This window comes from Lysinibacillus sp. NPDC093197 (assembly GCF_044754025.1).
Classification (GTDB): domain Bacteria; phylum Bacillota; class Bacilli; order Bacillales_A; family Planococcaceae; genus Lysinibacillus.
The window spans coordinates 333,881-345,959 of sequence record NZ_JBIVOH010000001.1 but is presented as its reverse complement, the minus strand read 5'-3'; the positions used below and the strand labels follow the sequence as shown (position 1 = coordinate 345,959).

13 protein-coding genes are annotated in these 12,079 nt (G+C 35.9%); 9 read left to right on the top strand and 4 right to left on the bottom strand.

Translation table 11 applies throughout. The features are described 5' to 3' along the window. Positions 1 to 162: 162 nt before the first annotated feature. The 3 genes from ACIP9G_RS01695 (at position 163) to ACIP9G_RS01685 (ending at position 2,392) form a co-directional block, all read left to right on the top strand. Entirely contained in the window at positions 163 to 1,020 is an 858-nt protein-coding gene (locus tag ACIP9G_RS01695; RefSeq protein WP_401016896.1) for a PhzF family phenazine biosynthesis protein, read from the top strand. Positions 1,021 to 1,588: 568 nt separating this feature from the next. Beyond that, positions 1,589 to 2,143: a phospholipase A2 family protein gene (locus tag ACIP9G_RS01690; RefSeq protein ID WP_401016894.1), complete on the top strand. Its 555-nt coding sequence runs from the start codon at positions 1,589 to 1,591 to the stop codon at positions 2,141 to 2,143. A 12-nt stretch (positions 2,144 to 2,155) separates the two neighbouring features. Next, positions 2,156 to 2,392 (top strand): hypothetical protein, encoded by a 237-nt coding sequence (locus ACIP9G_RS01685; protein WP_340824401.1) that lies wholly within the window; start codon positions 2,156 to 2,158, stop codon positions 2,390 to 2,392. A 90-nt stretch (positions 2,393 to 2,482) separates the two neighbouring features. On the opposite strand, the gene ACIP9G_RS01680 is transcribed toward ACIP9G_RS01685, so the two are convergent. Continuing rightward, positions 2,483 to 3,679: a class I SAM-dependent rRNA methyltransferase gene (locus ACIP9G_RS01680; protein ID WP_401016891.1), complete on the bottom strand. Its 1,197-nt coding sequence runs from the start codon at positions 3,677 to 3,679 to the stop codon at positions 2,483 to 2,485. A gap of 62 nt (positions 3,680 to 3,741) precedes the next feature. Further along, entirely contained in the window at positions 3,742 to 4,659 is a 918-nt protein-coding gene (locus ACIP9G_RS01675; RefSeq protein WP_401016889.1) for an alpha/beta hydrolase, read from the bottom strand. Positions 4,660 to 4,832: 173 nt separating this feature from the next. Between ACIP9G_RS01675 and ACIP9G_RS01670 the strand changes: the two genes are divergently transcribed. Then, complete coding sequence (locus tag ACIP9G_RS01670) at positions 4,833 to 5,312, top strand: dihydrofolate reductase (protein ID WP_401016887.1); 480 nt, start codon at positions 4,833 to 4,835, stop codon at positions 5,310 to 5,312. 140 nt (positions 5,313 to 5,452) lie between these two features. On the opposite strand, the gene trhA is transcribed toward ACIP9G_RS01670, so the two are convergent. Then, positions 5,453 to 6,088, bottom strand: a complete 636-nt coding sequence (trhA, locus tag ACIP9G_RS01665; protein WP_340824405.1) for a PAQR family membrane homeostasis protein TrhA — start codon at positions 6,086 to 6,088, stop codon at positions 5,453 to 5,455. 266 nt (positions 6,089 to 6,354) lie between these two features. On the opposite strand from trhA, the gene ACIP9G_RS01660 reads away from it, so the two are divergent. From ACIP9G_RS01660 to msrB, 5 genes are all read left to right on the top strand, one after another. After that, a complete protein-coding gene (locus ACIP9G_RS01660; RefSeq protein ID WP_401016885.1) occupies positions 6,355 to 7,197 on the top strand; it encodes a DegV family protein in 843 nt (280 codons plus the stop codon). Positions 7,198 to 7,386: 189 nt separating this feature from the next. After that, positions 7,387 to 8,316, top strand: coding sequence for a GDSL-type esterase/lipase family protein (locus tag ACIP9G_RS01655; protein ID WP_340824408.1), 930 nt, complete (start codon positions 7,387 to 7,389; stop codon positions 8,314 to 8,316). A gap of 4 nt (positions 8,317 to 8,320) precedes the next feature. Then, positions 8,321 to 8,902, top strand: coding sequence for a YpmS family protein (locus ACIP9G_RS01650; RefSeq protein WP_340824411.1), 582 nt, complete (start codon positions 8,321 to 8,323; stop codon positions 8,900 to 8,902). 13 nt (positions 8,903 to 8,915) lie between these two features. Continuing rightward, positions 8,916 to 9,446, top strand: a complete 531-nt coding sequence (msrA, locus tag ACIP9G_RS01645; protein WP_401011854.1) for a peptide-methionine (S)-S-oxide reductase MsrA — start codon at positions 8,916 to 8,918, stop codon at positions 9,444 to 9,446. Beyond that, the gene (gene msrB, locus ACIP9G_RS01640) at positions 9,443 to 9,871 is read left to right on the top strand and encodes a peptide-methionine (R)-S-oxide reductase MsrB (protein ID WP_340824414.1); all 429 of its coding nucleotides are present in this window, start codon (positions 9,443 to 9,445) and stop codon (positions 9,869 to 9,871) included. Before msrA ends, msrB begins: the two co-directional genes overlap by 4 nt. Positions 9,872 to 10,142: 271 nt before the next feature. Here the strand turns inward: msrB and ACIP9G_RS01635 are convergent, their stop codons facing one another. Continuing rightward, positions 10,143 to 11,984, bottom strand: a complete 1,842-nt coding sequence (locus ACIP9G_RS01635; RefSeq protein WP_340824421.1) for a methyl-accepting chemotaxis protein — start codon at positions 11,982 to 11,984, stop codon at positions 10,143 to 10,145. Positions 11,985 to 12,079 lie beyond the last annotated feature (95 nt).

Below are 12,079 nucleotides of genomic sequence, written 5' to 3'. Positions count from 1 at the left end.
ACGCATATAGAGTCACGCTCAGACTGTAAACAAACTATTTTTGGCGAGGTCAGATGCTAAAAAATAGTTTGTTTCTTGCTTTATAGCGAATTTTTCCAACAACATGTATACATCGTGTTTTCTATGCTACAATTTCCTATAAGTGTGGAAGGAAGGTGTTTTATGAAAATATCCGTTTATGTTGCAAGTGCATTTAGCAAGGATCATAAAGGCGGAAATAAAGCAGGAGTAGTATTTATGGAGAATACATTGTCCACTACTCAAAAAATGGCAATAGCCAAACAACTGGGCTATGCGGAAACTGCATTTATAGCAGAATCTGAAATTGCGGATTATAAAATTGAGTATTTTACACCAAAAGAAGAAGTTGATTTATGTGGTCATGCCACAATTGGCTCTTTCGCGATTCTGATGCATTTAAATAAACTTTTCAAGAATCGCTATACGATTGAAACGAACAGCGGTGTTCTTGCTATAACTATAAAAGATGACATGATATTTATGGAACAAAACAAACCGATATTCTATGATGTTGTATCTCCAAACGAGTTCATCGACTGTTTTGACATTCAAGCTATAGACAATAAATACCCAATTCAAATTGTCTCCACGGGCTTAAAGGATATTTTAATTCCTATAAAAAGCGAAACACAATTACATGCACTGCAACCTAATTTTGGAAAAATTAAAGAAATTAGCAAGTATTATAATGTTGTCGGGATGCATCTGTTTACTTTTAATGACAATCGAATTATATGCAGAAATTTTGCTCCACTATACGACATCAATGAAGAAGCAGCGACTGGAACTTCCAACGGTGCATTAGCTTGCTACCTTTATGAACATCACTACTTGCAAAAAGAAGTCTATGTATTTGAACAAGGTTATTCTTTACACTCGCCTTCAGAAATATTAGTTAAATTAGCAACGAATAGCAAGAATGATATAGATAAAGTTTATGTTGGCGGCAAAGGCTATTACTGTGAAACTAAGTGTTTAAATGTAGAAAATATTGAGTGAAAAAATAACGAATAAAAAGGTTGAGAAAATAATTTCTCAACCTCAGTCTGTAGACAAAGTATCTGATTATTCGATACTTTGTCTTTTTCTTGGTTAAAACGGAGGAGATATTGATAAGTATGTTGATGTCTATTTTATTTATGAATTAGTAGTGTATAGTCACTCTTTTTAGCTTAGCTTTTGAATAAAACAACTTTTAAGTTATTGAATTCAAGATGGTCACGCGGTACGCGAAAATCCTTTGGTAAACCGTATTCCTTTTTTATATTAGTATATATTAACTGACTAATAACCTTACGCAAAAAACCGGTTATTATATTGCGAGTTTTCAGTTCGTTTAATAAAATAAAAATATAAACGACGGGTTAAATACTATCATAATGGTTCATTACCATAACTTAGGGTTGTCCTCCATTTCCGCTGGGCGTTTTCATGAGCATCCAGATTTCACTCCAACAGCTAACATTCTAAAATCCATTTTCTTTTTTATAAAATGTTACTCTAGCCTTTTGATGAGCCATAATAATGGTATTTTACCTAATAAAATATCGAAAGGAGCTAAGATTAGATGAAAAAAATAGGTTCGTCTTTTGTTGCAATGTCAGTTTTAGTTTCTTCACTCTTCTTTGGGGGAGGTACAAAAGTTTTTGCAACGACAGGAAAAGAGTCATCTTTGACAGATAAAGAACTTTTAAATGCTGGTGAACAGTTAGAATCTTATATTTATTATGAGGACGGAAAACCGTTTGTTAATATTGAAAAAGTAAAATTAGATGGCTTAGCAGAGGAATATATTGAAATTAGTTTGATGGTGAATCGCATTAGTAAGAGTTATGCTAACTATCAAGCAAACACTACAATGAGTACTAGAAAAGGGTTACCTATTTGGGGGAATTGGTGTGGCCCTGGACATGGTTCTGGCCCTCCACAAGATGTATTAGATAGGGGTTGTCAAATGCATGATATGTGCTATGAAGATAAAGGGTATTTTAGCTGTTCATGTGATTGGGAGCTTGTTGCTTATATAGATAGAAATTTTCATAGAATGGGACTCAAAGAAAAACTATTTGCTTCTGCGATAAAAATATATTTTAATAACAATTTATGTAATCCGTTGAAATAAGGAATGGTTAAAATGGTGAAAGCTTTAGCTGTAAGTACGATTATTATTTCTTTATTACTTTGGGTACCAAATATTGTGTTTCAAAAAGCTTCAACTTTATGGATTTTCACGTTTGTATTATCAGGCATAGGTATTGTCTTAGCCGTATGCGCTAAATCTAAAATTTTAATTATAGGGAATATCATCACATTCTTTAGTTTTTTTATCCTCATGTTTTTAGGTTATATTTTCGTTTTTTTAACAAAGTAATGGAAACTTGATTCAAAAAAATAGTAGACAAAGTTGGAAAATTCGACTTTGTCTACAGTCTGAGAGTGACTTTCTGAGAGTCGCTCTTTTTTAGCTTAATTTTTCAATAAAAACAACTTTTAAGTAATTGAATTCAGGATGCTCACGCGGCACACGGAAATCTTTTGGTAAACCATATTCTTCAACGATTTTATAGCGAGTATTCGTTTCTTTAAACGCTTGGTCAATAAAACCTTTAAACTTTTTCATGCCAAAGCTTGCATTGTTTGTAGAGGCAACAATAATACCATTCTTTTCAGTAATAGCGATTGTATCCATCAATAATTTAGGATAGTCCTTTGCTGTTGAAAACGTCATTTGCTTTGTGCGCGCAAAGCTAGGCGGATCTAATACGACAAGGTCGAATTTCAACTGATGACGCTGTGCATATTTGAAATAATGAAATACATCCATTACTTTAATGTCCTGTGCTTCATAGTCAATATTGTTGACACTAAATTGCTCGATTGTTTTGGCTAAACTACGTTTGGCTACATCAACACTTGTAGTTTTCGTGGCGCCACCAAGTGCTGCTGCTACTGAGAAAGCACCTGTATAAGAAAATGTATTTAACACGGTTTTATGTTGAGAATAGCGTTCACGAATGGCAAGTCGCACTTCACGTTGGTCGAGGAAAATACCAGTCATGGCACCATCATTTAAATGAACAGCATAGTTCATACCATTTTCCTTCACGATAAGTGGGAATTCACCAGGTGTACCCATAACAAAATCGTCCTGTTCAATATATTGCCCTTTACTATCAAAACGTTTTTTCTCATAAATTGCTTTAAAGTTGACTATTTCTGAAAGTGCCTCATAAATGGCTTCTTTAAATGAATAAATACCTGCACTATACCAGCTCACCATATAGTAACCTTCAAAGAAATCGATTGTCATGCCCCCAATTCCATCACCTTCGCCGTTAAAAGCACGAAATGCCGTAGTATTAGGGTTATTGAAAAATGCTTCACGATTTTGTAGCGCCTTGCTTATTTTTTTCGCAAAAAACGCGTTGTCAATTTCTTCATTAGCATCCGTAGTTAACAGCCAGCCGATGCCTTTATTTTGGATACCATAATAGCCAGTGCCGATAAAGCGATTATGAATATCTAATAGACGAAGTACTGCACCTTCTTCAGTAGGCAGTTTTCGAGTATCGACTGCTTCCTTTAAGATTAGTGGGTAGCCTTTTTTTAATGGGCTTGCATATTGATTATTAATTTGTAATGCAATCGTTTGTGTCATGTTGTCATCCTTTAAAAAACATTTTGCTCTATTATCGCATTGTTTAGTAGCATTACACAAACTTATTTGACGAATGTCGCAATTTTTTCAGCTGTTTCAATTGTAGCAGCTTCGAAAAACTCCATTTTACTGAAATAACTATGAATCAAACCCGCCATTTGGACATGTTCCACATACACGCCTGCATCCGCTAATTTTTTAGCGTAAGCAAGTCCTTCATCGTAAAGTACATCTGCTTCAGCAGCGATAATTATTGTTTTTGGAAGTACGCCAAAATTTTCAATTTGCAAAGGTGAAACGAGTGGGTTTTTAAAATGATTTGGCTTTGTATAATGCTCAGCAAACCATTGCATACCTTGCTTATCTAAACCAAAATGTTCTCCGTAAGCACTATAAGAAGCAGTCGTAAAATCAAGATTTACTACAGGGTAAATAAGTGCTTGTGAAGTAATAGTGGGTCCATCAAACATCGCTGCTAAGTAAGAAACTACCGTTGCGAGGTTACCACCAGCACTATCACCAGCGACCGTTATTCGGGTGTTATCACCACCGAACGCCGCAATATTGTCAAATACCCACAGTAACCCATCATATGCGTCGTTTAATGGGATAGGGAAGGGATATTCAGGTGCCAAGCGATAATCTACTGATACGACAATGGCATGCGCTCTATCAGCTAATAACTGACAACCGGCATCCGCTGACCCTAAATCGCCAAATACCCATCCACCACCATGATAATAAATAATAACCGGTAAATTTTTTGTGTGTTCCGGAATGTAAAGGCGAATAGTAATCTCTTGTCCATCTCGCATAGATATTTTTCGATCCTCTATCGATGCGAGGTGAGGCGTATGGACAGATTGCCAAGCTGGAACTGCACGCATAACTCTTGCTTCCTGTGGTGTCATTTCATAATAATGTGGTTTTAAATCCGTAGCTTGAATATAGCAAACGGCCTCTTTTGTTAAACGTGTCATAACATCATCCTTTAGAAATTTTTATTGTTATCTCTTATTATAAACTATTCTTATAAATTTACTATGATTTAACGTCGAAGAAGTAATTTATTTTAATAATGAGCAGAAATATTCCGATAGTAAAGTAAAATTATGTTTATAATAGGATGAATGATATAACTTGGAGGGTAATTATGATTTCATTAATAGTAGCGCATGATAATAATAATGTCATTGGATATGAAAACGGTATGCCTTGGCATTTACCTGGGGATTTACAATATTTTAAGGAAAAAACGATGGGTAAACCAATGATAATGGGACGTAAAACATTTGAGTCGATTGGTAGACCGCTACCAGGGCGACGCAACATTGTCATTACGCGTGATGCCAACTATCGTGCTGAAGGGGCAGAAATAGTGACGAGTCTCGACGAAGCACTGTCATTAGCGGGTGATGTACCTGAAATCATGATCATCGGTGGCGAACAAATTTTTAGATTATCAATGGACATAACAGATCGAATATATGCTACAAAAATTAATCATTCCTTTAAAGGGGATACATTTTTCCCACAATATGAAGATGACTTTGTGCTAGTCTCGTCACAACAACCAGTAACTGCACCAGAAGGTTACACATTTCAATATCAAATTTTTGAACGCAAAAACTAATTGAATTTTGGGGAGTTTGCCACTTAGTGGACGTTCTCAGAAGCTGTAGTCTAAATTATGAGAAAAAGCACACGGATTAGCTTATGCCGTAGTGCTTTTCTTGTTTAACGATACATATTTTTAGTTAAAAAACTTCATTATTATAAATAAAGATACACACAGGCATACATTGAGCCACATCCAGCTAACACAAAGAGGTGCCAAATTGTATGATTATATGGGAGGCTGCGCCAAGCGTAAAATATAGCGCCAAATGTATAGAAAAGACCGCCAGCTAATAAAAAGGCAAAGCCGTTACTTCCTAAGAAAAAATAAATCGGCTTAATGGCAAAGATAATAAGCCAGCCCATACCAATATAGAAAATAAGGGATAGTATTTCAAAACGATTAATAAAAAAGCATTTAAATACAACGCCTAGTAAGGCAAGTGCCCAAATGATACATAATAAAGTAATTCCTAATGTGCCGCCGATAGCAATCAATAAAAACGGTGTATAGGTCCCAGCAATTAAAATGTATATAGAAGAATGGTCAAGAATAGCGAAAAAATATTTGTATTTTTCAGGCATGCTGTGGAGTAATGTTGACATAAGAAACAAGATGATGACAGAAGCACCAAAAATACTAAAAGTTGTAATATACAATGCACTTCCGTTTTGGACGGCAGTTAATATTAAAATAACAAGTGCTGGAATACTTGCAAGTAAGCCTATACCGTGAGTAATGGCATTCCACAATTCTTCCTTCCATGTTTTATAGTCAAATGAATCCACCATTATAAACACTCCCTTCGTTGTCTATTTACTATAGCCCAATAATGTGCGTCTTACTATTTACATTTGTCACATATTTACTTATCTAAAATGTCATGTCGAATTTTAGAGGAAATTGTTAGACAAATTTATTGAAAAAAGGCTATAGTAGCGAAGGAAGTGGGAATGAAAAAGACTTGAAATAGACACTTGAGATGACAAATGTCATGTTTACATATGGAAACATTAGTCTATATAATAATTTCAATGATGTTAAAGGATGTGTCGAAGTGGGACGAATTCATATTGTAACGGACTCAACTTGTGATTTAACAAAAGAAGAAGTAGAGCAACACGGTATACATATAGTACCGTTAACAATTCAAATTGATGGGAAAACATATATAGATGGTGTAGATTTAGAGCCACAACCTTTTTTAGGCTTAATGAAAAATGCGAAAGAATTGCCGAAAAGTTCGCAGCCTGCACCAGGGAAGTTTAAAGAACTATATGACGAGCTTGGCAAAGATGGCGACCAAATACTTTCTATTCATATGACTGGTGGAATGAGTGGGACTGTTGAATCAGCACGACAAGCTGCACAAATGACAGATGCAGATGTAACGGTCATTGATTCTCGTTTTATCGCAATTGGCCTTGCTATTCAATTAAGAGAGGCTATTAAAATGCGTGATGCAGGAGCGACTGTTGAAGAAATCGTCACTCGTTTATACAAGGTGCGTGACAATACACATTTATATGTAATCGTTGACACACTTGAAAATTTAATTAAAGGCGGCCGCATTGGTAAAGGAACAGGATTTATCGGTTCTTTGCTTAACATTAAAGTCATTGCGAACCTAGAAGGTGGAGCATATAACCCGGTATCAAAAGTTCGTAGTCATAAACAGGTAGTGAACTACTTATTCAAACAATTCCAAGCAGATACTGCTGGTAAAACAGTTAAGGCTGTAGGTATTTCACATGCTGACGGTTTGACAACAATGGGCGCTCCATTAAAAGAGCTAGTTGAAGGAACAGGCTTTAATGATGTTGAAATCGCTTTTACGTCACCGATTATTTCTACACATACTGGACCAGGTGCAATAGGTTTTATCTATTTTTCAGAATAATTGACAAGAGCTGCTACATAAGTAATTGTAGTAGCTTTTTAACGCTTTATGTGGCTAGTTGTAAAAATCGTATACAGGTAATGTGATAATTATGCTTGCATTTTCTTGATAAACTGAAGCATCGTCACTTTTCATTGTAGCGACAACTAATTATAATAGAACTAACAGTAAATGATGGAAGGTGGTCAAATGGGCAGCTGGCGAATTATTTTGTCATGTTTGATCGTCTTAGTACTAAGTGGTTGTGCAATATCAATAGATGAACCGAATGCACCTGCAGATAAAGAAAGTGAGCAGGCAGAGACGGAGCAAGATATGAGACAGGATGAGCAACAAGCAGAAGAGGAGGCAAAACCTTCTAGTAATGTATTGACGCAAATTTTTGAACATTTTTTTGAACCTTCAGAAGAGAATTTACGGCAAATTGATGATGATAACGCAAAACAACTACATTACTTGGCACTTGGAGATTCACTAACAGATGGTGTCGGGGATGAGTATGGTCAAGACGGTTATGTTGGAAGATTAGCAGATTCGATGCTAGCTTGGACTTCGATTTCAGAAGTGGATGTTGATAATCGAGGAAAAAGGGGAAGACGGAGTGATCAGCTATTAAAATTAATCAAAAAAGGGCATTATGATGAAGAGTTACAACAAGCACAGTTTATTTCATTAACTATGGGTGGAAATGATGTAATGAAAGTAGTCAAACAGGATCTGTTTAATTTAAAACGAGATGCGTTTGATAAGGAATTATTAACCTATGAGGATCGTTACGGTAAAATTATTGATAATATAAGGGCAAAAAATCCAACCGTGCCTTTATTACTCATTGGATTTTATAATCCTTTCTCGATTGTCACAAATGAGGCAAATGAATTTGATACAATTATTACAGAATGGAATAATGTCATTAAAAAAATTGCAAGTAAAGATTCAAATGCTTGCTATGTCTCAGTTGAAGACTTGTTCGATTCAAATCAAGAACTGGTCTATCATACAGATTTTTTCCATCCTAATGCAAAAGGCTATGATAAAATGACTGAGCGAATATTAGCAGCAATGGAGCAATGTAAAATGGAACAAAAAATTAATAAGGAAATAGGCTTCGAGGAGTGACTAAATGAATAAATGGAAATTCGCATTTTTTGCGTTAGCAGGTATGGTTCTTCTTTCAATCCTCCTCGTCGTTTATTTAGCAACGAAACCAGTAGATGGATATGATTTAGCAAAGAGCTCAGACAGTGATACTGAAATAACAGGAAATGTACTAGTTGTCCAAACGACTACGAAAGAGTTAGAGTCAATTACGAAGAAATATTTAAAAGACAGTGCAAAAGGCTCGCCACTCCCATTAGATTTTTCCATTGGGGATGATATTGAGTTACGTAGCAAATTAACTGTTTTTTATACAGAAATTCCAATTTCAATGAATTTTGAGCCTATTGTCGATGATAAGGGTAATATTATTTTAAAGCAAACAGGGATGAATGTGGGGTTATTAAATATTCCACCGGAGACGACAATGAAAATTATGAGAGATTCGGTGGATTTCCCTTCGTGGATTACTGTTAATCCGAATAAGGCTGAAATTTATATTGACTTATCGCGAGTGAATATTGCATCAGGGTCTCGTGTACGTGCAAAGGAATTAGACTTACCAAACGATAAAATCTTATTAGAAATCATCGTCCCTGGAGAATAAGGAGTGAATATAAATGGCAATGAAAAAGGCAACATTCGCAGGTGGCTGTTTTTGGTGTATGGTCAAGCCATTCGATGAAACACCTGGCATTGAAGCTATAGTTTCTGGTTACACTGGTGGACATGTTGAAAATCCAACCTATGAACAAGTCTGTTCGGAAACGACAGGCCACGTAGAAGCGGTTCAAATTACGTTTGATGATGATATTTATTCATACGAGCAATTATTAGCTACATTTTGGACGTTAATTGATCCAACAGATGCAGGTGGACAATTTTATGATCGTGGACAATCCTACACTACTGCCATTTTCTATCATGATGAAGAACAACATGAATTAGCTGAACGTTCAAAGGCAGATTTACAGGCATCAGGTAAATTTGATAAGCCAATTGCTGTAAAAATTTTACCTGCAAGTACATTTTATGCTGCTGAGGACTACCATCAATTTTATTATAAAAAAAACCCAATGCATTATGAACGCTATGCAGTGGGATCTGGGCGAAAAGCATTTCAAGAACTACACTGGGGGCATAGAAAATGAATAAAGAACAACGATTAAAAGAACTAACAGATATCCAGTACTATGTAACTCAGGAAAATGGTACTGAGCCACCGTTTCGCAATGAATATGATCAACATTTTGAAGAAGGCATTTATGTAGATATCGTTTCAGGCAAGCCATTATTTAGCTCGCATGATAAATTCAACGCAGGCTGTGGTTGGCCAGCTTTCTCAAAGCCGATTGCACAAGAACAAGTTATAGAGCATTTTGATACATCCCATGGCATGCGCCGTGTTGAAGTACGAAGCAAGGACGCGGATTCTCATTTAGGACATGTCTTCCCAGATGGTCCAGCAGAGTTAGGTGGCTTACGTTATTGCATCAACTCTGCATCACTTCGTTTTATCCCGAAAGCTGATTTAGAAAAAGAAGGCTACGCTGAATATTTATCATTATTTAAATAATAAAAAAGTACGTAAGCGCGTTACGGTAAACCTAGGTAATCGCCAATAGAAGCCTGTAAATCGCCGGTTAGACAGAAAAAATCGCCGTTTAAAGTCTGTGAAACGCCGGTAAACTATCGGAAATGCTTGCCGTAGCGGACAACGGTCACTGCAAAAAAGTGTTAGATTGTTTGTAGTCAATCTAACACTTTTTCTTATTTGTCCCAACCTCGTTTTGAAGAGAAACTTTGCTAATAAAAAAGAATGCCTCTGCGGAGACATTCTTTTTTTGTTAAATTTTAAACGCACCGACGACATTGCGTAAACTATCTGCTTGGTGGGCTAGTTCCGTAGCGGCTGCATTAATTTCCTGCATGGATGCAGAACCTTGTGTAGCAGCAGCAGCAGACATCACCGTATTGGAAGCGGTTTGTTCAGCATAAGCGTTAATATGCACAAAATCATTTGCTACAGCATTACTATAATCAAGTGTTTGCGCTATTTTATCAACCATTGTAGCAATAATTGTAGTCGTTTCTTTCGTTTGCATTAGGATGTTGGACAATGACTGGTTTGTTTCATTCGTCACTTCGACTCCTCGAATAACTGATGTTACACCTTCATGATTTTGTGTAATAATTGATGCGACTTCATCTTGGATGGACGTCACAATCGTTGTTACTTCTTTAGCAGCCGTTTGTGATTGCTCAGCGAGTTTGCGCACTTCATCTGCTACAACTGCAAAGCCACGGCCATGTTCACCAGCACGTGCAGCTTCAATTGCGGCATTCAATGCAAGTAAATTTGTTTGCTCTGAGATGGCTGTAATGGTACCAATTATAGATGTTATATCTGCTGATTTTCGACCAAGTGCCTCAACTGTTGTAGAGGTAGAAGCAATCGTTTCTTCAATAGATTGCATAACTAATGTAGATTGATGAACTGATCGACTACCTTCATCAGCGGCTTGTTGCATGGCCAATGATGCACGTTGAACAGCATTCGCCTGCTCATTTAATTGATGCATAGAATGATCTAAATCACTCATTTTTTGTTGGGCACTATTCATACTATTGATTGTATTTTCACTATCACTTGCTATATCTGCACTTGCATCCGCTATATTTTGGATTGTACGGGCATTCTCATCTGCTAATGTCATCAACTCCTGGCTACTGCTTGAGACGTGATCAGCGAGTTCGCTAACACGTTTAATAAGGTTTGAAATTGAAATGATAAGGGTATTCGTAGAGTTAGCAATAATAGAAAATTCATCGTTATTACGTACATGGACACGTCTTGTTAAATCACCACCAGCTTGGGCAATATCAAGAATAGAGTGGTTAATAGCATGCGTATTGTTTTTTAATGATTTAAATAACATAATGCCAAAAATAACGATTGCTATAAGACCGATAATTGAAATAATTAAAAACGTACTGTTTGACAAAGTAACCTGCTTATTCAACGTATTAAGTTTAGCTTTATTGGATTTATCCATTACATTGTTGATGGATTCAATATTTTGATCAATATGCAATTTCATCGTTTCGCCTGTACCTTCGATCATTAGCTTTCGAGCTTGTTCAAGCCCAAGCTCATCACGCATCGTCATGACCTTTTTCGAGTACTCAAGGTAATTTTTATAATATTGACCGATTGCTTGTATATGTCCAAGCTCAACTTGGCGGTCTGCAAATTTTTGTTGTAAAGCAGCTATTTTTTTATTGATAGAATCGATTTTCATTTTGTAAGAAGTAGAATAACTACCATTTCCCGTAATTATATAGGCTTGTTCTAAGTTTGTTAATCTAGCAATTTCATAGGCTAGCTGATTAACGGTAAGTTGCTCCTGTACATTCTTCTCAGTAAAATCTTTCATTTGCTGTTGAAGATTCGTTATATTGTTGTACGACAATATACCCATTGCGGCGGTAATAAAAATAAGAAGAGAGAAAATAATAAGTACTTTGCCGCGAATTAAATGATAAAAACGTTGTCGTTTTTCTGTAGTAGGAGGGAGATTATGCCTACTAACGTTAGAATCAATAGCTTTCTTTCTTTTAAAAAAGCTAGAATCTAAGAGAGACGGGCGTTTTCTCGTTGGTTTACTTGATTTTTTCTTGTTTTTCATCGCCATCACCTTCCTAATTTTTGCAGTATTGTCTACAATTCTATCGCATAATACTAAAAATTTCTATCTTAAATTCACAAAATTTTCATTTTTCA